The sequence below is a fragment of the Variovorax sp. VRV01 genome, from assembly GCF_014852545.1.
GTDB lineage: Bacteria > Pseudomonadota > Gammaproteobacteria > Burkholderiales > Burkholderiaceae_C > Variovorax > Variovorax beijingensis_A.
Map to the genome: position 1 here is coordinate 78338 of NZ_JACVBS010000002.1, position 23391 is coordinate 101728.

The 23391-nt window shown below is 67.4% G+C and carries 18 protein-coding genes; 8 read left to right on the forward strand and 10 right to left on the reverse strand.

Features of this window, described 5'->3' with window-relative positions:
• Positions 1–5 precede the first annotated feature (5 nt).
• The 6 genes from IB278_RS04060 to IB278_RS04085 all read right to left on the reverse strand — a co-directional run bounded on the left by IB278_RS04060 (position 6) and on the right by IB278_RS04085 (position 9057).
• On the reverse strand, positions 6–740 hold the full coding sequence (locus IB278_RS04060) for a mechanosensitive ion channel family protein (RefSeq protein ID WP_192322700.1): 735 nt from the start codon (positions 738–740) through the stop codon (positions 6–8).
• Between the two features lie 58 nt (positions 741–798).
• Positions 799–4128: a maltose alpha-D-glucosyltransferase gene (gene treS, locus IB278_RS04065; protein WP_192322701.1), complete on the reverse strand. Its 3330-nt coding sequence runs from the start codon at positions 4126–4128 to the stop codon at positions 799–801.
• Positions 4129–4138: 10 nt separating this feature from the next.
• Positions 4139–6190, reverse strand: a complete 2052-nt coding sequence (locus IB278_RS04070) for an alpha-1,4-glucan--maltose-1-phosphate maltosyltransferase (RefSeq protein ID WP_192322702.1) — start codon at positions 6188–6190, stop codon at positions 4139–4141.
• The gene (glgB, locus tag IB278_RS04075; protein ID WP_192322703.1) at positions 6187–8085 is read right to left on the reverse strand and encodes a 1,4-alpha-glucan branching protein GlgB; all 1899 of its coding nucleotides are present in this window, start codon (positions 8083–8085) and stop codon (positions 6187–6189) included. Before glgB ends, IB278_RS04070 begins: the two co-directional genes overlap by 4 nt.
• A gap of 195 nt (positions 8086–8280) precedes the next feature.
• Complete coding sequence (locus tag IB278_RS04080) at positions 8281–8601, reverse strand: hypothetical protein (RefSeq protein ID WP_192322704.1); 321 nt, start codon at positions 8599–8601, stop codon at positions 8281–8283.
• A gap of 105 nt (positions 8602–8706) precedes the next feature.
• The gene (locus IB278_RS04085; protein WP_225612710.1) at positions 8707–9057 is read right to left on the reverse strand and encodes a hypothetical protein; all 351 of its coding nucleotides are present in this window, start codon (positions 9055–9057) and stop codon (positions 8707–8709) included.
• A 271-nt stretch (positions 9058–9328) separates the two neighbouring features.
• On the opposite strand from IB278_RS04085, the gene IB278_RS04090 reads away from it, so the two are divergent.
• From IB278_RS04090 to IB278_RS04100, 3 genes are read left to right on the forward strand one after another with little or no spacing between them, the layout of a single operon-like run.
• A complete protein-coding gene (locus IB278_RS04090; RefSeq protein WP_145743167.1) occupies positions 9329–9766 on the forward strand; it encodes an Hsp20/alpha crystallin family protein in 438 nt (145 codons plus the stop codon).
• A gap of 42 nt (positions 9767–9808) precedes the next feature.
• Complete coding sequence (locus tag IB278_RS04095) at positions 9809–10228, forward strand: Hsp20/alpha crystallin family protein (RefSeq protein WP_145743164.1); 420 nt, start codon at positions 9809–9811, stop codon at positions 10226–10228.
• A gap of 14 nt (positions 10229–10242) precedes the next feature.
• The gene (locus tag IB278_RS04100; protein WP_145743162.1) at positions 10243–10614 is read left to right on the forward strand and encodes a hypothetical protein; all 372 of its coding nucleotides are present in this window, start codon (positions 10243–10245) and stop codon (positions 10612–10614) included.
• Between the two features lie 58 nt (positions 10615–10672).
• On the opposite strand, the gene IB278_RS04105 is transcribed toward IB278_RS04100, so the two are convergent.
• Positions 10673–10924 (reverse strand): hypothetical protein, encoded by a 252-nt coding sequence (locus IB278_RS04105; RefSeq protein ID WP_192322706.1) that lies wholly within the window; start codon positions 10922–10924, stop codon positions 10673–10675.
• Between the two features lie 129 nt (positions 10925–11053).
• Here IB278_RS04105 and IB278_RS04110 point away from each other — a divergent pair, with 129 nt between their 5' ends.
• A complete protein-coding gene (locus tag IB278_RS04110) occupies positions 11054–11719 on the forward strand; it encodes a phosphoribosyltransferase (RefSeq protein WP_192322707.1) in 666 nt (221 codons plus the stop codon).
• 12 nt (positions 11720–11731) lie between these two features.
• Positions 11732–13078, forward strand: a complete 1347-nt coding sequence (locus IB278_RS04115; RefSeq protein ID WP_192322708.1) for an erythromycin esterase family protein — start codon at positions 11732–11734, stop codon at positions 13076–13078.
• 35 nt (positions 13079–13113) lie between these two features.
• On the opposite strand, the gene IB278_RS04120 is transcribed toward IB278_RS04115, so the two are convergent.
• Positions 13114–14724, reverse strand: coding sequence for an alpha-amylase family glycosyl hydrolase (locus tag IB278_RS04120; RefSeq protein WP_192322709.1), 1611 nt, complete (start codon positions 14722–14724; stop codon positions 13114–13116).
• Between the two features lie 60 nt (positions 14725–14784).
• Between IB278_RS04120 and IB278_RS04125 the strand changes: the two genes are divergently transcribed.
• The 3 genes from IB278_RS04125 (at position 14785) to IB278_RS04135 (ending at position 21686) form a co-directional block, all read left to right on the forward strand.
• Entirely contained in the window at positions 14785–16449 is a 1665-nt protein-coding gene (locus tag IB278_RS04125) for an alpha-amylase family protein (protein ID WP_192322710.1), read from the forward strand.
• 109 nt (positions 16450–16558) lie between these two features.
• Positions 16559–19645 (forward strand): PAS domain-containing protein, encoded by a 3087-nt coding sequence (locus IB278_RS04130; RefSeq protein ID WP_225612711.1) that lies wholly within the window; start codon positions 16559–16561, stop codon positions 19643–19645.
• 109 nt (positions 19646–19754) lie between these two features.
• Positions 19755–21686: a GspE/PulE family protein gene (locus tag IB278_RS04135; protein WP_192322711.1), complete on the forward strand. Its 1932-nt coding sequence runs from the start codon at positions 19755–19757 to the stop codon at positions 21684–21686.
• Between the two features lie 9 nt (positions 21687–21695).
• Here IB278_RS04135 and IB278_RS04140 read toward each other — a convergent pair whose 3' ends face one another.
• Positions 21696–22442: an EAL domain-containing protein gene (locus IB278_RS04140; protein WP_192322712.1), complete on the reverse strand. Its 747-nt coding sequence runs from the start codon at positions 22440–22442 to the stop codon at positions 21696–21698.
• Between the two features lie 91 nt (positions 22443–22533).
• Positions 22534–23316, reverse strand: coding sequence for an exodeoxyribonuclease III (locus IB278_RS04145; RefSeq protein WP_192322713.1), 783 nt, complete (start codon positions 23314–23316; stop codon positions 22534–22536).
• Positions 23317–23391 lie beyond the last annotated feature (75 nt).

Sequence of the window (23391 nt, forward strand, 5' to 3'; positions counted from 1 at the left end):
AAATTTCAGCGCGGCGGGCGCTCGTCGAGCGGATTCGGTTTGGGCCTGGCCGCGCCGCTGTTGTTGCTGTCCTTCGGCAGGCGCGGCCACCAGCGCTCGATCTGCTCGGCCGCCCAGTCCTTGCCGGCCAGGCCGAAGGCCAGCGCCAGCGCGAACACCACGCCCGCCAGGATCACCAGGAAGCTTTCGCGCACGATGTCACCGCCCACCTTGACCTGGTCCAGCGCGATCAGGATGACGAAGGCCATGACCGCATAGCGCGCGATCTGCCCCAGCAGCATGGCGTCGCGCATCTGCGCGCCCCGGAAGTAGCTCGACACCGCCTCTCCCACGAAGCGGGCAAAGTAGGAACCGAAGGCCAGCACCAGGAGGGCCACGAAGAGGTTCGGCACGAACCACACCACGCGCCCGAGCAGGTCGGCGATGTAGCTCAGGCCCATGCCGTTGAAGGCCAGCAGCAGCGCCGCAAAGATCACCAGCCAATAGGCCAGCACGCCGAAGAGGCTGCAGGTGTCGCCCGGCCATCCGCCCTGGCGCAGGAAGTTGTCCAGGCCCGCGCGCTCGGTCAGCACGTTGAAGTTGATCGCGCGCAGCGCCTTGGTGACCGCAAAGCGCGCGGTCTTGGCGATGAGCCAGCCGGCAAGCACCACCACCAATGCAATTGCGAGGCGGGGCACGAAGGCCCCGACCTGGTAAAGCATTGCGTTCAGCGGCTCCAGGTGAATGCCAAATCGGTCCATGTGTCTCTCCGGTAGGTGGTTGCGGTGGCGGACGAAGGCGGTGGATGCGGTGCAAGCATCAACCGGGCCGCTCCACCTGCAGCAGGGCGAGCACGCCGTTCAGCGGCACCTGCGCCCAGTCGATGCGGTTGTTGAGCTCGTAGCGCAGTTCGTACAGCGCCTTCTCGGTCTCGAACAGCGCGAGCAGGTCGGCGTCGATGCGGATGGCCTGCTCTCCCGCGCCGGCCTCCATGTAGCCGTCCAGGAAGGCCTGGCGTGCCGACTGCTCCCAGGCGGCCGCCGGCGGCCCCAGGTAGGCGGCCTCCTCCACGCTCTGCGCCACGCGCCGCAGCGCGGCCCAGCGCGCATAGTTGAACGAGCGCAGCATGCCGGCCACGTCGCGCAGCGGCGAGCCCTTGGCGCGGCGCTCATCGAAGCTGCGCGCGGGCTCGCCTTCGAAGTCGATGATGACGAAGTCGTTGTCCCGCAGCAGCACCTGCCCGAGGTGGAAGTCGCCGTGGTAGCGGCTCTTGATGCCGCCCTGGGCCTGCGGCCGGCGCGCCGCGATGGCGCCCTGCAGCGCGTCCTCCATGGCGAGCAGGGCCTGGGCGTCGGGCTGCGCCGGTGCCGGCAGCTGGGCCAGCCTTTCGCGCAGCAGTGCCAGTGTGGCGGCGGCGTCGGCGCGGGCTTGCTCCGCGTAGCGCACGATGTCGCTGTCCAGCAGCGGCTCGGGGTCGAAGGCGGCCGCGCCGGTGCGCAGCGCCAGCGCCTTGTGCAGCTCGGCGGTGCGCCGGCCCAGCGTGGCCATGAGCGCGAGAAAGCCGCCGTGCACGGCCATCGGGTCCGGCAGCGCGCCGTCGGTGGTGGCGAAGTCGCGCAGGAAGCGCTCCAGGTAGCCCAGCGTGTGGTCCCAGCCGTCGCCCTGGTTCGACACATAGGACTGCACCATGGCGAGCGTCATGGTGCGTCCGTCGTTGCCGGTGTATTCGAGCGCGCCCAACACCGGAACGCAGTGCGGATATCTGGCCACCTCGGTCAGGAAGCGGCCCATCTCCAGTTCGGGGTTCAGGCCCTCGCGCAGGTGGCGGTAGCCCTTGAGGAACAGGGTCTCGTCGAGCGTGACCACGGTGTTGCTGCTCACGCCGCTGGGCCGGCCGACCGGCAGGCTCGCGATGTCGGCCTCCACCTCGGCGAAAGCGGCCGTCGCGCGGAACCTGAGCCGTCCCTGCGCGGTTTCCAGATCCAGGCCGCTGCGGATGGCCAGCACCAGCTCGCGGCAGAAGGCCTCGTCATAGAACGCATCGCCCATCAGGCCCACCTGCGCCTGCTGCCGCACCTTGGCGAGCGCGGCCTGCGCGACGCCGGCCATGCGCTCCTCGTCGCGTTCTTCCCAGGCCAATGCCAGCGGCATGAAGTAGGTGGCGCCGCCGGGCGGGCCGTCGAGCTCGAGCAGCGGCAGCATCCAGCTGAGCGGGCCTGCCTCCCAGATGACGTGGTCGGCCAGACGCGCGCGCTCGATAGCGGTGCCCTTCGATGCATACCAGCGCTGGATCTCGATGTGGCGCGGCAGCGTCTCCAGTTCGAACTGGTTGCGCATGCGCTCCGACATGCCGATGCGCCAGGGCATCACGCGGTCGCGGAAGAAGCTGGTCCAGCCGTCGAACAGCACCAGCGTGGGCCATTCCTGCAGCGCCACGCCCTCCTGGTGCCAGCTGGGCATCTCGGCATCGGAGGTGAGCCTGAACCAGTAGAAGCCATACGAGGCCAGCGTGAGCAGGTAGGGAAGCTCGCCGATCGGCGGGAACGGCGCGCGGCCCAGCATCTCGATGGGCACGCGGCCCTTGAAGGCCGAGAGGTCCAGCTCCACCGGCTGCGCGGCGCGCGACAGGTTGAACACCGTGAGGATGATGTCCTCGTCGTATTCGCTCAGGTAGGCCAGGATCTTGCGGTTGCCCGGCTTCAGGAAGCGCCGCTTGCCGCGGCCGAAGGCATGGCTGGTCTTGCGCACGGCCAGCATGCGCTTGGTCCAGTTGAGCAGCGAGCTGCTGTCGCGCGCCTGCGCCTCCACGTTGAGCGCCTCGTAGCCGAACATCGGGTCCATGATGGGCTGCAGGTACAGCCGCTGCGGGTCGGCGCGCGAGAAGCCGGCATTGCGGTCGGGGCTCCACTGCATGGGCGTGCGCACGCCGTTGCGGTCGCCCACGAACACGTTGTCGCCCATGCCGATCTCGTCGCCGTAGTAGATGATGGGCGAGCCCGGCATCGACAGCAGCATGCCGTTCATGAGCTTCACGCGGTCGATGTCGTTCTCCATCAGCGGCGCGAGGCGCCGGCGAATACCCAGGTTGATGCGCGCGCGCAGGTCGGCCGCGTACATGGTGTACATGTAGTCGCGCTCCTTGCTGGTCACCATCTCGAGCGTGAGCTCGTCGTGGTTGCGCAGGAAAATGGCCCACTGGCAGCCCTCCGGGATGTCGGGCGTCTGCGCCATGATCTCGACGATGGGGTGCCGGTCCTCCTGCGCGATGGCCATGTACATGCGCGGCATCAGCGGAAAGTGGTACGCCATGTGGCACTCGTCGCCATCGCCGAAATACTCGCGCACGTCTTCCGGCCACATGTTGGCCTCGGCCAGCAGGAAGCGGTTCTTGTACTGTGCATCGATGGCGGCGCGCACCTTCTTGATCACCGCATGGGTCTCGGGCAGGTTCTCGTTGCTGGTGCCGTCGCGCTCCACCAGGTAGGGAATGGCGTCGAGCCGGAAGCCGTCCACGCCCATGTCGAGCCAGAAGCGCATCACCTTGAAGATGGCTTCGAGCACGGCCGGGTTGTCGAAGTTGAGGTCCGGCTGGTGGCTGAAGAAGCGGTGCCAGTAGTAGGCCTTGGCCACCGGGTCCCAGGCCCAGTTGGAAGTCTCGGTGTCGGTGAAGATGATGCGCGTGCCCTGGTAGAGCTGGTCGGTGTCGCTCCACACGTAGAAGTCGCGTTCGGGCGAGCCGGGCGGTGCGCGGCGCGCGGCCTGGAACCAGGGGTGGTCGCTCGAGGTGTGGTTGATGACCAGCTCGGTGATCACCCGCAGCCCGCGCTCGTGCGCGGCGTCGAGCATTTCGCGGAAGTCGTCCAGCGTGCCGTACTGCGGGTTCACGTCCTCGTAGGCCGAGATGTCGTAGCCGTCGTCGCGCAGCGGCGACGGATAGAAGGGCATCAGCCAGATGGTGTTGACGCCCAGCTCCTTCACGTAGTCGAGCTTGGCCGTCACGCCCTTGAAGTCCCCCATGCCGTCGTTGTTGGAGTCGAAGAACGCCTTGACGTTGAGCTGGTAGATCACCGCGTCGCGGTACCACAGCGGGTCGTCGCTGATGTCGATCTCTACCGTTTCGAGCGCAATGTGGGAGACAGGGGCGTTCATCGTTGCGGCCTCACAGGAAGTAGTCGAAGTCGCGCTCGTCGCCGTGGCGCCGGCGCACGACGAAGATGTGCGCGGGCACGCTGTGCGGATCGAGCTTGACGTAGTGCCAGCCGCCCTGCCAGATGAAGCGCTGCCCGCTCAGCAGGTCGTGCATCTGGAACGGGCGCGAACGCTCGACGTTCACGCTTTCGGGGTCGAGCTCGAGCCAGCCCGACTGCACGTTGTGCGGATCGAGGTTGACCACGGTCACGACCACGTTGTCGCCGCCCTCCGAGACCTTGGCATAGGCCAGCAGCTGGTCGTTGTCGATGCGCAGGAAGCGCAGGCCGCGGTCCCGGTGCAGCGCCGGGTTCTCGCGGCGGATGTGGTTCACGCGGGTGATGAACGGCGCCAGGCTGCCCGGGTCGTCGTGGTTCCAGTGGCGCAGCTGGTATTTTTCGGAGTCGAGGTATTCCTCGCTGCCGGGCGAGCGCGGCCGGTGGTCGCGCAGCTCGTAGGCCGGCCCGTAGATGCCGTAGTTGGCCGCGAGCGTGGCGGCAAGCACCAGCCGCGCCATGTACACCGAGGCTTCGCCGCCCTGCAGCTGCTCGTGCAGGATGTCGGGCGTGTTGGGCCACACGTTGGGCCGGAAGTAGTCCACGCCGGGCGGCGTGGAAAGCTCGGTGAAGTATTCGACCAGCTCCTGCTTGGTGTTGCGCCAGGTGAAGTAGGTGTAGGACTGCGAGAAGCCCAGCTTCGCAAGCCGGTGCATCACCTTGGGCCGCGTGAAGGCCTCGGCCAGGAAGATCACTTCCGGATGCGCGCGCCGGATCTCGCCGATCACCCACTCCCAGAATGCGAAGGCCTTGGTGTGCGGGTTGTCGACGCGGAAGATGCGCACGCCCTCGCCGATCCAGTGCTCGATCACGCTGCGCAGCTCGGCCCACAGGCCGCGCCAGTCCTCGCTCTCGAAGTTGAAGGGATAGATGTCCTGGTACTTCTTGGGCGGGTTCTCCGCGTACTGCACGCTGCCGTCGGGGCGCCAGCGGAACCAGTCGGGATGCGCCTTCACGTAGGGATGGTCGGGCGCGCACTGGAAGGCGATGTCCAGCGCGATCTCCAGCCCGTGCGAGGCGGCCTCTGCGCAGAGGTGGCGAAAGTCTTCCGCCGTGCCCAGCGCCGGAAGAATGGACTTGTGGCCGCCCTCGGCCGCGCCAATGGCCCAGGGGCTGCCGACATCGTCGGGGCCGCTGGCCAATGCATTGTTGGGACCCTTGCGCTGGAGCCGGCCGATCGGGTGGATCGGCGGAAAGTACAGCACGTCGAAGCCCATGGCCGCGATGGCGGGCAGCCGCGCCTCCACGTCCTTGAAGGTGCCGTGCACGCCGGGCGTGGTGCCGGCCGAACGCGGGAACAGCTCGTACCAGGTGCTGAAGCGCGCACGCTCGCGCTCGGCCTCCAGCGGCAGCTCGAGGGAAAAGCGCACCTCGTGCCGGCGGTCGGGGTGCCGGCGCGCCAGCATGGCCAGCTCTTCGTCCAGCGCCAGCGCCTTGAGCGCTGACACGTCCGCGCCGGGGTCGGCTGCCACGGCATCGAGCTCGGTGGCCCAGTTGGCCAGCGCCTGCCGGTCCGCGCCCTCGGCCCGCTCGGCCGCGCCCGCCACCTCCAGCGCGCCCACCTGCGAGGCGATGCGCACGTCGTCGGGGTCCACGCGGCGCGTCATTTCATGGCGCCACGACTCGAAGGGATCGACCCAGGCCACCACGGTGTAGAAGTAGCGTCCGAGCGCGGGCGGCGCAAACGAGGCCTCCCACACGTCGTTGACGAGCGGCTTCATCGGCACCTCGCGGAACTCGGCCTTGCCCTGCGGACGCCAGCACAGCTGCACGCGCAGCACGTCGTGGCCGTCGGTGAAGCAGTGCGCCTTCACCTGCACCCTTTCGCCGACGATGCACTTCACGGCGAAGCGGCCGTGGTCCACCGACGGCAGCACGGCATCGATGACCGCGCGGCGGTTGCCGTCGCGCACATCGGGCGCCACGGAAGCCGCGGGCGCCTGCGGGTTTGCGAACAGTTTCATCATGATGGCCGGTGTTCGAGAATCAGCGTGGACAGAGGCGGCAGGGTCATGCACACCGAGTGCATGCGGCCATGCGAACGCACGGGGGCGGCCTCGACGCCGCCAAGGTTGCCCCACCCCGAGCCGCCGAACTCGACGGCGTCGGTGTTGATGAGCTCGCTCCAGAAGCCGGGCAGCGGCACGCCCAAGAGGTAGTTGGTGCGCGGCACCGGCGTCATGTTGCTGACGACCAGCAGCGGCGGATGGCCGTCGCGCGGCTTGCGCAGGAAGGCGAACACGCTGGCGTCGGCATCGTCGGCCGCCACCCATTCGAAACCCGATGCGGAGAAATCCTGCTGGTAGAGCGCGGGCGCGCCGCGGTACACGCGGTTGAGCTGCGCCACCAGCCGCTGCAGGCCGCCATGGTCTTCGAGCTCGCAGACCCACCATTCGAGCTCGCCGTCGTGCGTCCACTCGCGCCGCTGCCCGAACTCGCCCCCCATGAACAGCAGCTTCTTGCCAGGATGCGCCCACATGAAGCCGAACAGCGCGCGCAGGTTGGCGAACTGCTGCCATTGGTCGCCGGGCATCTTGCCGAGCAGCGAACCCTTGCCGTGCACCACCTCGTCGTGCGACAGCGGCAGCACGAAGTTCTCGTGGAAGGCATACACCAGCGAGAAGGTCATCTTGTGGTGGTGGTACTTGCGGTGGATGGGCTCTTGCTTCATGTAGGCGAGCACGTCGTGCATCCAGCCCATGTTCCATTTCTCGCCGAAGCCCAGCCCGTCCATGTCGGTCGGCCGCGAGACGCGAGGCCAGGCGGTGGATTCCTCGGCCACCGTGATCGCGTCGGGGAACTCGCGGTAGACCGCGCGGTTCAGCGTCCGCAGGAAGTCGATCGCCTCCAGGTTCTCGCGGCCGCCATGGCGGTTGGGAATCCATTCGCCGTGCTGGCGCGCGTAGTCCAGGTAGAGCATGGACGCGACCGCATCGACGCGCAGCCCGTCCACGTGGTACCGGTCGAGCCAGAACAGGCCCGACGACACCAGGAAGCTGCGCACCTCCGCGCGGCCGTAGTTGAAGATGCTGGAGTTCCACTCCGGGTGGAAGCCCTGGCGCGGATCGGCATGCTCGTAGAGGTGCGTGCCGTCGAAGAACGCAAGGCCGTGCTCGTCGGTCGGAAAGTGCGAAGGCACCCAGTCCAGCAGCACGCCGATGCCGTTCTGGTGCAGCTGATCGACCAGGTACATGAAGTCCTGCGGCGAGCCGTAGCGCGCCGTGGGCGCGAAGTAGCCGGTGGTCTGGTAGCCCCAGGAGCCGTAGAACGGATGCTCCGTCACGGGCATGAGCTCCACGTGCGTGAAGCCCATCTCCTTCACGTAGGCCGCGAGTTCATTCGCGATCTCGCGGTAGCCCATGAAGCGGCCTTCGCGGCGGCGCCACGAGCCCAGGTGCACCTCGTAGACCGACATCGGCGCATCGAGCGCATTGCGCGCGCCCCGCGTGGCCATCCAGTCGGCGTCCTTCCAGTCATAAGAAAGTTCGCAGATGCGCGAGGCCGTGGCGGGCGGCAGCTCTGCGCAGAACGCGACCGGGTCGGCCTTGTCGACCGTGTAGCCGCCGAAGCGCGAGCGGATGCGGTACTTGTAGGCCTGCCCCGGCGCGGCATGGGGCGCGCGGCCCAGCCAGATGCCGGTGCCGTCCGCGGACGGCGCCAGCGGATCGGCGTCGCCGGACCAATGGTTCCAGTCGCCGACCACCGCCACCGATTCCGCGTTGGGCGCCCACACCGCGAAGCGCGCGCCGCCCTCCTTCAGAAGATGGCAACCCAGGAGGTCGTACAGGCGGGAATGCGTTCCTTCGCGGAACAGGTAGGCGTCTTGCGCCTCAGGCTCTGAAAGCAGTTGGGTCACTGGCACCGGTGTTCCTTGCTTGCATGAAGGCCAGCGACCGGGTGTCCAACGGAACACGCTTTCGGCATCTACAAGGCCTGATCACACAATTTGCAAAGAATCCGGGCGCAGCGGGTAAGGCTGAAACCTCCTTGCCGTGTCGGAGAGTTGCCCATCGCGCGATGGGGGTGAAAACCGGCCGCGCACCGGGCGCGGCGTTTTTCAGGCAGCGAGCGGCGTGGCCTGCGGTGCGGTTTGCGAGCCCCCGGACCGGGGAGAAAGGCGCCGCGGAAAATCGTCCACGGTCAGCACGATCGGCTGGTTCGGGTTGGCGCGGTAGCGCTTGAGCGCCGCGGCGCCAATGACATCGAAGTGCGCCTTGCAGGTTTCCAGCAGGCGGTCGCCCAGGTTCTTGGTGCCGAACACGTCGTGCAGGGTTTCCTCCGAAATCTGCCCGATGATGCGTGCACCATCATGGCCGTCCGGGTAGATCGCGAAGCGGACGGCCGCCGTGTCAAAGCAGTAGATGCCTTCGAAGTCCATGTCTGTCTCCTGATGAATTTCTCGCTTGCATGAGCGAATCGGATTCAGCGCGGAACCACGCAGACGGCGGCATGGTTTTGCGCGCATGTTCAGGAAGGATGCGGCCTACAAGCCCTGCGAGGGGCGCGAATCGCGGCTTCGCACCGGTAAGACTTGCTGCAATGCATGTCCGAAGCGCCTTGCGGCGAGCCAGTTCCTCCGGCCCCGGGAGCCGGTTTCATGCTGCGGCAGCTCGCCCGGGTAGCGGATCCGCGCGAGCTCCTCGCGTCCTTTCTCGGTGAGGGCCAGCACCTGCGCCGCGGGCTCGCTGCCCGCGAGCTTCAGAGGGTCGGCTGGCGCCGGAATCAGTGCAATCACGAGCCCCGCCTGGCGCAGGATCCTGACCTCGTCGATCTCCTTGGGCGTGCGGAAAGACACGGGCAGGCGGGATGCGGCAATCTGCTTGAGCAGGTCCATCGGCATGGCAAATCTCCTTCAGGTTTGGAATGACGATTGACGATTTCGACGAGGATCGATTTAGGTCCGCGCGGCGCACGTTCAAGAGGCCTCGGACCGGGTTTTTTCAATGGCGGCACCAGCCTTCATAGCACCCGGGCGATCGGGGTACCACCCCCCGGACATCCCCTCTTGAAAACCTGCCGCCAGCGCCTATTTCGCTGATCGGAAGCGCCTGGAGACACACGCTCCGGCGCGCCGTTCAACCTGTTCTTGAATGGAGGTTTTCGCCATGTACCGATCCTTGTTTCCGCGCGACATGTTCGCAGAGATGGATCGCCTGCAGCGCGAGATGCAGCAGGCCTTCGATCTGTCCCCCACCATCCGGGGCTTCGGCCGCAACGGCTTCCCGGCCCTGAACATCGGCGGCACGCCGAAGACCGTGGAGATCTACGCGTTCGCGCCCGGCGTCGACCCGTCCAGCCTCGAGGTGAACCTGGAGCGCGGCCTGCTCACCATTGCCGGCCAGCGCGCCAACAACCTGCCCGAATCCGATGCCAAGGCAGCCGTGCACATTAACGAGCGCTTCGAGGGTTCGTTCCGCCGCGTGCTCACCCTGCCCGACGATGCCGACCCCGACGCCGTGAGCGCCAAGTACCGCGACGGCGTGCTGCACATCACCGTGCAGCGCCAGGCCTCGTCGCAGCCGCGGCGCATCACCGTCCAGTGATGACGGTGATGCGACCATGAAATGAAGAAAGGAGAGACGATCATGGACAACAGCAACACCCCCACCACTTCGTCCCGCGCGGCTGGATCGAAGGAGCTCGCGCGCAAGGAAGACAGCACGCGCTACAGCGACGCGGCGCTGACGCCGCCGGTGGACGTGGTCGAGGACAGCGGCGGCATCACGCTCTTTGCCGACCTGCCGGGCGTCTCGCGCGACAAGCTCAGCCTGCAGGTCGCGTCCGACACGCTGACCATCGAGGCCGAGTCGGGGCTCTCGGTGCCCGAGGGGCTGGAATCGAGCCATACGGAGGTGGGCCTGGGCCGCTTCCGCCGCGTCTTCACGCTCAGCAAGGAGCTCGACACCAACGCCATCTCGGCCGAGCTTTCGCAGGGCGTGCTGAAGCTGCGCATTCCCAAGGCCCAGCATGCGCAGCCGCGGCGCATCGAGATCCAGACAGCCTGAGCGAGGGATGCCGCATGCCATGCTCCGGAGGTGAGAGAAAAGAGACGGCGAGCGGCACCGAGTGCCTGGCGCGCCTGCGCGCCGACGCCGCAGCCCTGAGCCCGCGCGCCGCGCACATCGCGCTGGCGCTCCTGCCCGCTGTCGATCACCTGCCGGATGCATGGAAGGCGGGCCTGCGCAAGACGCTGACCCACCGCGCCAGCGCGGCCGCGCCGCTCTCCCCCATCGAGTTCGACGCGATCCGCGTGACCGCGGCCAGCCTTCCGCATGCGTATCCGGAATGGGTGGTTAGCGACCCCGAGCATCCGAAGGCGCGGGCGCTGATCGTGAATGCATGGCGGGAGGCGCAGCGACATCGGCGGGGTGGGTTGGGGGCCGGCGCCTAGCTGTGATGTTTCAGTAGGTTGTTCATAGCCGGGATGCGGCTCATGGGCGGCTGGTGGTTCAAGGCCAGCCTCCATTGCCGCCCATGGACACATAGGCCGAGCTGCATTGCGCCCTGTAGGGCGCCGATCTGCCGTCGCACTCGGCGGCGAACACCACGCGCTTCCAGCGTGGCGCGTTGCGGATCGCTTCGAGGGTGCGCACGCGGTCCAGCACGCCCACCGGCGGCGCAAAGACCATCAGCGACTCAGGTGCAAGGCCCTGCGCATAGGCAGGCTGCCATCCACCCAGAAGGTACGTTCGAGTTCCCACCGTTCTTTCTCTTGCTTCGGCGGCTCCGCCGCACGCCCCGGTGGCAGTGCACACCTACGCCAATGTGGGCATCGCCCTACAACATCCATGCGCCGGCAAAAATAAGGTGGCCGCAAGGACATTCGAGAAATGGCGTTCCAGTCTTTCAGAAACCGGCAGCAGGCGGGCCGGGCGCTCGCCCGGAGCTTGGCAAGCTATGCCAACCGGCCGGATGTGATCGTGCTGGCCCTGCCGCGCGGCGGGACGCCGGTGGCCTACGAAGTGGCCAAGGCATTGAACGCGCCGCTCGACGTGCTCGTGGTGCGCAAGCTCGGCGTGCCGGGGCACGAGGAGTACGCGATGGGTGCCATCGCGGGCGGCGGCGAGCGGGTGCTGGATGAAGACCTCGTGCGCGAACTCGGCATCGGCGCAAAGGAGGTCGACGAAGTCGTGCGCAATGAGCAATACGAACTCGAGCGGCGCGAGCGCGCCTACCGCGGCGACCGGCCCGCGCCCGACCTGCATGGCCGCACCGCCATCCTGGTGGACGATGGCCTGGCCACCGGCTCGACCATGCGCGTGGCCATTCGCGCGGTGCGCCGGCAGGCGCCGGCTCGCGTGGTGGTTGCAGCGCCCGTGGCGTCGCGCGAAGCCTGCGCGCTGCTGCTCGGCGAAGCGGATGACGTGATCTGCGCCGAGACGCCGGAGCCCTTCCTCGGCGTGGGGCGCTGGTACCTCGACTTCTCGCAGACCAGCGACGAGGAGGTCTGCCATCTGATCGAAGACGCCAACCCTCATGGCGCGCTTCCTGCCTGAGGACCGTGGACGATGAATCCCTCACGCATTTCGGACGAGGCGCAGGCGCTGCGTGCCGTGGCGCATCCGATGGATGGATCTTCCAGCGATCATGACGCGCTGCTCGAACTGATCGGCGATGCGCACTACGTGCTGCTCGGCGAGGCTTCGCACGGCACGCACGAGTTCTATGCGGCGCGCGCGGACATCACGCGGCGCCTGCTGGCCGAAAAAGGCTTCAACGCCGTGGCCATCGAAGGCGACTGGCCCGATGCCTATCGCGTGAACCGCTACGTGAGGGGCGCCAGCGACGACGCCAATGCGCGCGATGCGCTCGCGGGCTTCCGGCGCTTTCCGACCTGGATGTGGCGCAACGAGGACGTCGCAAGCTTCGTCGAATGGCAGCGCGCCTTCAACGACGCAGGCCCGCCGCAGGGAAAGACCGGCTTCTACGGCCTGGACCTCTACAGCCTGCACGCCTCCATCGAAGCCGTGCTCGACTATTTCGACCGCACCGATCCGGTGGCGGCGCGCAGCGCCCGCGAACGCTACGGTTGCTTCGACCGCTTCGGCGACGGCGGACAGGTCTATGGCCTGATGGCCGGGCTCGGCAACACGCCCTCGTGCCAGCGCGAAGTGGTCGAGATGCTCGTCGAGATGCGCCGCGCCGCCGGCGACGCATGGCGCAGCGGCAGCGCAGCCAATGAGGAAGAAGCCTTCGACGCCGAGCAGAACGCGCGCCTGATCAAGAACGCCGAGGCCTACTACCGCTCGATGTACCTGAGCGACGTGTCCTCCTGGAACCTGCGCGACCGGCACATGGTGGAGACGCTGGGCGAGATCGAGCGCCACCTGTGGCGCGCGAGCGATCGGCCGAAGCTCGTGGTGTGGGCGCACAACTCGCACCTGGGCGATGCGCGCGCCACCGAGATGGGCGAACGCCGCGGCGAGCTCAACGTCGGCCAGCTGGTGCGCGAACGCCAGGGCCGCGATGCGGTGCTGGTGGGCTTCACCACGCACACCGGCAGCGTGATGGCAGCCTCCGACTGGGGCGCAGCGGCCGAGCGCAAGCAGGTACTTCCATCACGCGCGGACAGCTACGAGGGCCTCATGCACGAGACCGAGCTCGAGCGCTTCATGCTGCCGCTGCGCGGCGAGGGAAGCCATTTCTTCGCGCTGCGCGAGGCGCGGCTCGAGCGCGCCATCGGCGTGATCTACCGGCCCGAGACCGAACGGCAGAGCCACTATTTCTTCGCGCGGCTGCCGGTGCAGTTCGATGCGCTGCTGCACTTCGACCGCAGCCGCGCGGTCGCGCCGCTGGAACGCGATGCGGTGGCCATGGACGCGGAAGTTCCCGAAACCTACCCCTCGGGCCAGTAGCCGCGTCTTTCCCCGCACCGTCTTTCGCGCACCGATCAGTGCGTGACGATCACGCCTTCGAGCGGCTGCAGCACCAGTTCGCCGGCCACCGCGCCGGTGCAGTCCGCATGGGTGGAAGCCAGCACGACCACTTCCGCCGGCAGCAGGTCTGCAGCCACCCGGGTTTCGGTGGTGGCGAAGTTCAGCAGCACGACCAGCCGCCTGTCTCCGGAGGTTCTTGCATAGGCCAGCACGTCGGCGCCGGCATCGAGCTGCTCATGACTTCCTTCGTGCAGCGCGGACTCGTTGCGCCGCAGCGCGATGAGCCGCTTGTAGAGCTGCAGCATCGAGGCCGGATCGGCCAGCTGCGACTCCACGTTGCGCATGCCCCAGTCGCCGCCAAGGCGCAGCCATGGCGTGCCATCGGTGAAGCCGGCCGCATGTGCCCGGCTCCACTGCATGGGCGTGCGCTGCGGATCGCGCCCGAGGCCCTTGCCCGGCTCGTTCTTCTCGAACGGGTCCTGCACCTCATCGGGCGGAATGGGAACGTCGGTCAGGCCGATCTCGTCGCCGTAGTAGAGCGTGGGCGTGCCGCGCAGCGTCAGCAGCAGCATTGCCGCGAGCCGCGCCCGCTCCTGCCCCACGCGGCTCGCGATGCGCGGCTTGTCGTGGTTGCCGAGCACCCAGTTGGGCGCCGCGCCGTGCGGCAACGCCGCCTCGTAGTTGCGCACGATGCGGTCGATTTCGGCCGCATGCCAAGGCGCCGCGATGAGCTGGAAATTGAACGGCAGCTGCACGCCCTGCAACAGGCCTTCGGAGGTGCGCCCGTAGTAAGCCATGAGCCGCTCGAGCGGAAGATAGAGCTCGCCGATCAGCACCCGCGCCGAAGCCTCGTCGCTGAACGCGTCGACCACGCGGCGCATCTCGACCACGATGTCCTGCATCTCCGGCCGGTCCGTCGTGTAGAGCGCCAGCAGCCGGTGCGAGGGGTCCTGCCCCGGCTGGAACGACGGGTTGGGCGGGTTGTCGCGGAACTGGTCGTCCTTGACGAGGTGGTAGAGCACGTCGACGCGGAAACCGTCCACCCCGCGCCGCAGCCAGAAGCGCAGCACCTCGTACATCGCCTCGCGCACCTCGCGGTTGCGCCAGTTGAGGTCGGGCTGCTGCTTCAGGAAGGAGTGGCAGTAGTACTGGCCGCTGGCTTCGTCGAAGGTCCATGCCGGACCGCCGAAATTGCTGAGCCAGTTGTTGGGTGGGCCGCCATCAGGCGCAGGATCGCGCCACAGGTACCAGTCGCGCCTGGGGCTCGTGCGCGAGGCGCGGCTCTGCACGAACCAGGGGTGCTGGTCGGAGGTGTGGTTGGGCACGAAGTCCAGCACCAGCTTGAGGCCGCGCGCCCTGCATTCCGCCGCGAGCGCATCGAAGTCCTCGAGCGTGCCGAAGCGCGGATCGATGTTGCAGTAGTCGGATATGTCGTACCCGAAGTCGGCCATTGGTGAGGGGTAGATCGGCGATATCCAGATGGCATCCACGCCGAGCTCGACCAGATAATCGAGCCGCTTGCGGATGCCTCGCAGGTCGCCGATGCCGTCTCCATCGCTGTCCTGGAATGAACGCGGATAAATCTGGTAGACGATTCCGTTCTTCCACCAAGCATCGGCCGACATCGGGTTTCCTTTCGTGTGTTCCGGGTTTGCGAGGTTCCGATCTTCAGGAGGTTCCCCGCCATGATCAACGACCTTTGGTACAAAAACGCCGTGGTGTATTGCCTCTCCGTGGGAACCTTCATGGACTCCAACGGCGATGGCTGCGGCGACTTCGAGGGGCTGACGCGGCGGCTGGAGTACCTCCACGGCCTGGGTGTCACGACCCTGTGGCTGATGCCCTTCCATCCGTCGCCGAGGCAGGACGATGGCTACGATGTTTCTGACTTTTACAACGTCGATCCCCGGTTCGGCACGCTCGGCGATTTCGTCGAATTCACGCATTCGGCTTCGCGCCTCGGCATGCGCGTGCTGATGGACCTGGTGGTGAACCACACCTCGGACCAGCACCCGTGGTTCCAGCAGGCGCGCAGGGACCGCAAGTCAAAGTATCACAACTGGTATGTGTGGTCCGACAAGAAACCGCCTCGCTACACCGATGGTGTGGTCTTCGCCGGCGTGCAGAAATCGACCTGGACCTTCGACAAGCTCGCAAGGCGCTGGTACTTCCACCGCTTCTATGAATTCCAGCCCGACCTGAACACCGCCAACCCCGAGGTGCAGGCCGAGATCCTGAAGATCATGGGCTTCTGGACCCAGATGGGCGTGTCCGGCTTCCGCATGGACGCCGTGCCCTTCGTGATCGGCGCAAAGGGCCCGAGGGTCGTGCGCCCGACCGAGAAATTCGACATGCTGCGGCAGTTCCGCGAACTGCTCCAGTGGCGCCGGGGCGATGCGATCATCCTTGCCGAGGCCAACGTGCTGCCCAGCAGCAACATGGCCTACTTCGGCGAGGAAGGCGAGCGGCTGCACATGATGTTCAACTTCCAGGTCAACCAGCACCTCTTCTATGCAATGGCCGCGGGCAACTCGCGGCCGCTGGCCAAGGCGCTGGAGGCGACCCGGGCGCGTCCCGCCACCTCGCAATGGGGCATCTTCCTGCGCAACCACGACGAGCTCGACCTGGGCCGCCTGCGGCCCGCGCAGCGCCAGCGCGTGTTCGCCGCCTTCGGCCCCGAAAAAGACATGCAGCTGTACGACCGCGGCATACGGCGCAGGCTGGCACCGATGCTCGGCGGCAACCGGCGGCGCCTCGAGCTGGCCTACAGCCTGATGCTCACCCTGCCCGGCACGCCGGTGATCCGCTACGGCGACGAGATCGGCATGGGCGACGACCTGAGCCTGCCGGAACGCAACTGCGCGCGCACGCCGATGCAGTGGTCCACCGAACGCCAGGGCGGATTCACCACCTCCTCGAAGCCGGTGCTGCCCGTGATCACGGGCGGTGCCTATGGCTTCGAGCACGTGAACGTGGCGGCGCAGCGGCGCGATCCCGAGTCGCTGCTCAACTGGATGGAGCGCGTGTTCCGCATGCGAAAAGAAGTGCCCGAGATCGGCTGGGGCGATTTCGAGGTGATTCCGAACGAGGAGCGGGCCGTGCTCGTCATGCGCTACGAATGGCGCGGCAACGCGGCGGTCTTCGTGCACAACCTCAGCGAAAGCCCGCTGGAAATAAAGCTCGCAGCCACGGCGCTCGGCAGGCATGGCGGGCAGTTGGTCAACCTGCTCTCCAACGCGCACAGCCGCGCCGATTCGAGGGGAAAGCACTGCATGCTGCTGGAGCCCTACGGCTACCGCTGGTTCCGCGTCGGCCCGCTCGACTATCTTCTCAAGCGCGAGGAAATGTGAGGGTGCGGCGTGGGCGAGCGGCATATGGGGGATTGCGCGCAGCGGCCCGGTTCCCGGTTCTGACACACTACGTGCAGGCGCAGCGCGGACCTCATCGCGGTGCACGTCCATGCCAATGAACTTACCCGGTCTTCGGAACATCCGCATCAGCCTGAACACACGCCTCGGCCTGGGCATTGCCGCGGTCGTCCTGGCAGCCACCCTCGCCATTGCGACGGTCGCCCTGCAGCTGGTCAAGACCAGCATAAAGGCCTCCATCGAAAGCGAAGCCTTCGCCCGCCTGTCGGCCATTGCGAACACCATCGACCAAAAGTTCGTGAGCCGCCGCACGCTGCTGGAGACCTTCGCCGACAGCGTGGCACTCAGCGAGTTCCCCGACACGCCGGCGCTGCAGGCCTTCCTCGAAAAGCACCCGTCGCTTCGCAAGGCGTTCAGCAACGTCGCCTTCTTCACGGCCGAAGGCGACCTGGTCGCGAGCCTGAGCGGCCCGCAGCAGCCCGGCAAGGTCAACATCAAGGACCGTGCGTACTTCCAGCAAACGCTCGCGGCCCGCGCCGGCGTGATCTCCGAGCCCTACCTCAACCGGCTCACCGGCCTGGCGCAGATCGCCATGACCGAGCCGGTGCTCGACGCCGCCGGCAACGTCAGATACGTGATCTCGGGCGCCATCAACCTGAAGGACCGGAACATCCTGGGCGAGCTCGCCGACGTGAAATTCGGCGAAACGGGCTACCTGTTCATCACCAGCACGGAAGGCGTGGTGATCGACCATCCGCGCACCGAGCGCATCATCAACCAGACGGGCCTGAAGGGGGTCGGCAATCCCGAGATCGAGCGCCCGGTCGAAGGCTACGAAGGCGCGACCGAAGGCTTCAACCATGCGGGCGTGCACGGCCTCTACGCCTTCAAGCGCATCCCGCAGACCAACTGGGTGCTCGGGTCCATGTACCCGAGCACGGAAGCCTTCGCCCGGGTCGACGCCATCGAGCGCTCGGCATGGATCGGCGCGGTGGTGCTCGCCATGCTCGCGGGTGCCGCGGTGCTGGGCTTCGTGCGCCAGCAGCTCACGCCGCTCAGGCACCTGCACCGGCACATGCTGGACGTGGACAACCCGGCCCTGCAGACGGCCGTGCCGCGCACCTACCGGCACGACGAGATCGGCGATCTCGCGCGCACCTTCGACACGCTGATGCAGCAGCGCAAATCGAGCGAGAAGTTCCTGCGCGACATCACCGACAACCTTCCCGCGCTGGTGTCGCACGTGGATGCGCAGGGCCGCTACACCTTCGTGAACGCCCCGCTGTGCAGGAAGTTCGACCGCGGTGCGGCCCAGCTGATCGGGCGCACGGCGCAGAACATCGGCGAGGACGAGACGGTGGATGCCGCCGTGCGGCGCGTGCTGGCCGGCGAGGCCGTCAGCTTCGAAAGCCGGGGCGAGGCGAAGCGCGGCGAGGAAGACCGCTACTTCCAGACCGAACTCATCCCCGACCGCGACCAGGCCGGCCAGGTCCGCGGCTACTACGCCATGACCTCCGACGTGACCGAGCGCAAGCGCATCGAATTCAGCCTTGCCCACAGCGAAGCGCAGGTCCGCGTCATTGCCGACAACATCCCCGCGCTGGTCTCGCACGTCGATTCCTCGCTGAGATACACCTTCGTCAATGCCCAGGTGAAGGCCCTGCACCAGGACCGGGCCATGGTGGGGCAATCGATGCCGGAGGTTCGCGGCCCGTCGGACTTTGCCATCGTGGCGCCGGCCTACGAGCGCGCGCTGGCCGGTGAAACGGTGGTGGTCGAGAAATCCGGCGATCCGGCGCTGGGCATCGGCGACCGCACCTTCAAGGCCCACTACATTCCCGACCGGGACGCGAGCGGCGTGGTGCAGGGCGTGTTCGCGATGACCTTCGACATCACCGACGAGGTGAACATACGCAAGGCCCTGACCGAACAGCAGAAGCGGCTGCGCGACGTGACCGACAGCATCCCGGCGCTGGTGGGCTATTTCGACAGCGCGGAGAACTGCCTCTTCGCCAACAGCCGCGCGCGGCAGATGGCGGGGCTGGGCAGCGGCCCGCTCGAGAACGTCACGCTGCGCTCGGCGCTGGGCAAGGCGGTGCACCGGCAGATCCGGCCCTACCTTCCGCTGGTGCGCGAGGGCAAGTCGGTGCGCTTTCCGGTGCAGGCGCCGCTGGGCGGGAAGGACGGCTTTTTCCAGGTCAACCTGGTGGCCGACATGGACCCGCAGGGCGGGCTCGTGGGTTTCTATCTCATGACTTTCAACATCACCGCGCTTAAGCGCGCGGAGCTGCGGCAAGCCGAAAGCGAAAGGCGCCTGCGCACCATCACCGACAACCTGCCGGCACTCATCACCTACATCGACCGCGAGGAGAAGATCACCTTCGCCAATGCCACCTACCGCGAATGGTTCGGCGTGGAGCCCGACGCCGTCCTGGGCCGCCACGTGAGCGACGTCGTGGGGCCCGACGTGTATCTTTCGCGCAAGCCCATGATCGCGCGCGCGCTGGCGGGCGAGCGCGTGGAGTTCGAGGCGCAGACCAGGACCACCGGCGCCGAGCGCACCACGCGCGTGAGCTACGTGCCCGACATCGGCCCCGACGGCATCACGCGCGGCATCTTCTCGCTGAGCCTGGACATCAGCGCCCTGAAGGCGGTGGAGCGCAAGCTGATCGACCTGGCGCGCATCGACACGCTCACCGGCCTGGCGAACCGGCTCGCCTTCAACGAGTTCCTGCCCGGCGCCATCGCGCGCGCGCAGCGTTCGGGCAACGCGCTGGCGGTGCTGTTTCTCGACATCGACTACTTCAAGACCATCAACGACACGCTCGGCCATGCGACCGGCGACGGCGTGCTGGTGGAATATGCGCAGCGCCTGCTGGCCAGCGTGCGAAGCACCGACACCGTGGCGCGCCTGGCGGGCGACGAGTTCGTGGTCGTGCTGGAGAACGTGCACACGCGGGAAGCCGCGGTGGCGGTCGCGCGAAAGATCGTCGAGCGGGTAGGCACCGTCCCCTTCGAACTGGACGGCCGCAGCCTGAACGTCACGACCAGCATCGGCATCGCCTTCCACCAGGCCGCGGACGCCTCGGCCGGTGCCGCCGACCTGCTGGCACGCGCCGATGCCGCGCTCTATCGCGCCAAGGCCGCGGGACGCAACACCTTCGGCTTCTCCGATTGAGAACTTTGGTAGTGGTTGCGCATCACCCTTGCCGCTGGCGGGGGGCGCATTCCTGCTGACAAGCCCGCCCTGGCGGCCTCAGAATCCCCTTCACAGGAGAAACCATTTCATGTCCCCCACCGAAGTCGTCACGCCCGAGCAATTGCTGCACGCACTGGAAGTCCAGAGCCGCATGCCCATCCTGCGCATTGGCCAGGCCCTGATGGCGCTGGGCATGCTCACGGAAGAGCAGCTGCGCGCCGGCCTTGCGCAGCAGCAGCTCGACCGCAGCGTGCCGCTGGGCGAGACCCTGGTGCGCATGGGCGTGGTGACGCGGGCCCAGCTGCAGGCCGCGCTGGTGCGCAAGATGGGCTATCCGCTCGTGAACCTGCACGAGTTCCCGGTGGCCGTGGACGCCCTGCGCACCATCAGCCATGCCGTGGCCCGCCGCCTGCAGGTGATGCCGCTCATGATCCACGAGGGGCGCCTCATCCTGGCGCTCGACGATCCGGCCAGCCGCCACTCGGCCATCGACGAGGTGGAGTTCATCTCCCAGAGGAAGGTGGTGCCGGTGATCGGCGAATGCCTGGTGCTGGACACCGTGCTCTACAAGGCCTACGGCAAGATCGGCACCGATTCGGCCGACCCGACCATCGTGCACGATCCCTCGCGGCCGCTGGACTTCGACATGGGCGGCGGCGCGGGCCCCGGCGGCAGCGCCGGTCCCGGCACCAGCCTGGGCACCAGCGACCTCCTGGTCACGCTCGAGAAGGAGGGTCCCGCGCCGGCCGTCGAGGAGACGGCCATCGAGCAATCGGACAACTCGCTGGTGCGGATGATCAACAGCATGATCGTGGACGCGCACCGCGAAGGCGTGTCGGACATCCACATCGAGAGCTATCCGGGCAAGGAAAAGACCCGCATCCGGTTCCGCCGCGACGGCCGGCTGCACACGCACCTGGAGCTGCCGGCCAGCTACCGCAACGCGGTGGTCGCGCGCGTGAAGATCATGTGCGACCTGGACATCAGCGAAAAGCGCAAGCCCCAGGACGGCAAGATCAATTTCGCCAAGTACTCGCCGCAGCACCGCATCGAGCTGCGCGTGGCCACCATCCCCACGGCCAACGGCCTGGAAGACGTGGTGATGCGCATCCTGGCCTCGGCCAGGCCGATTGCGCTGGACAAGCTCGGGCTCTCGCCGCGCAACCTCTCCGAGCTCACCAAGGCGGTGGAGCGCCCCTACGGCATGGTGCTGTGCGTGGGGCCCACGGGCTCGGGCAAGACCACCACGCTGCACTCGGCCCTGATGCACATCAACACGCCGGAGCGAAAGATCTGGACCGCCGAAGACCCGATCGAGATCACCCAGCCCGGCCTGCGCCAGGTGCAGGTGAATCCGCGCATCGACTGGACCTTTGCCAAGGCGCTGCGGGCCTTCGTGCGCGCCGATCCGGACGTGATCATGGTCGGCGAGATCCGCGACGAGGAAACGGCCAAGACGGCGATCGAGGCCTCGCTCACGGGCCATCTGGTGCTTTCCACGCTGCACACCAACAGCGCGCCCGAAACCGTGACGCGGCTGCTGGACATGGGCATGGACCCCTTCAACTTCGCGGACTCGCTGCTCGCGGTGCTGGCGCAGCGCCTGGTGCGGCGCCTGTGCAGCCACTGCATCCAGAGCCGCCCCATGCGCCCCGATGAAACCGAGGAGCTGCTGGCCGACTACATGCACGCGTTCGCGGGAAAGGAGACACCGGACGAACGCGAAGCCGTACGCAGCGGCTGGCTCGGCCAGCACGGCCGCGACGGCCAGCTGCAGGCCTTTTCGAGCCCCGGATGCGTGCATTGCGACAACACCGGCTTCAGCGGCCGCGTCGGCATCCACGAGCTGATGGTGATCTCCAGGACGCTGCGCCGCCTGGTGCAAGGCGGCGCGCGCGCCGAGGAACTGCAGGAAGCCGCCCTGCGCGAGGGCATGCGCACGCTGCGCCAGGACGGCATCGGCAAGGTCCTGTCGGGGCAGACCACCATCGAGGAGGTCCGCGCCACCAGCAACGCCTGAGCTGGCTCTTCAGGCGGCGTCCCACGCCACGGCCGGCAACGTGGCGATGCCGGGCCTGGCGAACAGGTAGCCCTGGAACAGGTCCACGCCCAGCGCCCGCAGCGCGTGCACCTCTTGCGAAGCCTCGACGCCTTCGGCCACCACCCGGATGCCGAGTTCGCTGCAGGTGCCCACGAAGCCCTTCACGATGCTGAGCCGGACCGCGTCGTTGTGGATGTTGCGCACCAGGCCCATGTCGATCTTCACCACGTCGGGCTGGAAGCCCGCCAGCAGCTCGAAGCCCGCATAGGCGGCGCCGAAGTCGTCGATGGCGGAGGTGAAGCCATAGCCCTTGTAGGTGCGGAAGGTCGCCGCCAGCGCCGGCAGGTCCGCCACGCGTTCGCCTTCGGTGATCTCGAACATCAGGTGGTCCACCGGAAAATTGCAGCGCTGCGCGGCCACCATGGCGGTATGGAAGCACTCGTCCTGATGTCCCGCCACGTCGTTGGGCAGGATGTTGAGGCTCAGCCGCGTTTCCATGCCCAGCGCCGAGGCGGTCTCGATGGCCTTCACGCGGCAGGCCTCGTGGAACGCGAAGCGGTGCCGCGGGTTCACGCGCGAGAGCACCTCGAAGGCGCCCTCTCCCGAGGTGCCGCGCACCAGGGCTTCGTGCGCGAACACTTCGCGCCGCTGGAAATCCACGATCGGCTGGAAAGCCATGACGAACCCGTCATCGAAGCCGGGAAAGCAGGCATCCGCCGTTGTTCCGATGGTCACTGGAGTGGATCTCGCGGGAAAGGGGACGCGTCGTTCAGGCGGCTTGATAGGTAGTTAAATGTAACCTCTTTGTTCACGGCCCCTCCTTCGATCAACCCGCGGGCAGGTCCAGCAGGGCCCAGACCGGCGCGTGGTCGCTCGCGCCGGGCCGCCCGCGCACCTCGCGGTCCACGTTCGCATCGGCCAGCAAGGGTGCGAGTTCGCGGTTGAGCAACAGGTGGTCGATGCGCAGGCCCGCATTGCGCGGCCAGCGGTTGCGCCAGTAATCCCAATAGGTGTAGATCGCCTCATCGGGATGGCGCGTGCGGATCGCGTCGGTCCATCCCTGCTTCAGCAGGCGGGCGAAGGCCGCGCGGCTTTCGGGCTGCAGCAGCGCATCGTCCTGCCAGGAAGCCGGGTTGTAGATGTCCGCATCGGTGGGCACCACATTGAAGTCGCCGGCCAGCACGGCCGGCATGCCGCAGCCATAGAGAAGGCGCGCATGGGCGTTGAGCCGCTCGAACCATTCGAGCTTGTAGTCGAACTTGGGGCCGGGCTGCGGATTGCCGTTGGGCAGGTACAGGCAGCCGACGATCACGCCGTTCACCACCGCTTCGAGATAGCGGCTCTGGCTGTCCTCGGCGTTGCCGTCGAGCCCGCGGCCGGTTTCGATCGGCTCCCTGCCGCGCGCCAGAATGGCCACGCCGTTCCACGCGCGCTGGCCATGGAACAGCACGCCGTAGCCCGCGTCGCGGATCGCCGCCGCCGGAAAATTCTCGTCCGGGGATTTCAGCTCCTGCAGGCAGGCCACGTCCGGGCGGGCCTCGGCCAGCCATGCGAGCAGCAGCGCAAGCCGGCTGTTGATGCCATTGACGTTGAAGGTCGCGATCTTCATGGGCGCTGCGTCGAACACAAGCAGATGCGCCGGATCATGGCCCCAAAGCCCACCGGCCCATGTCGGAGAACACGC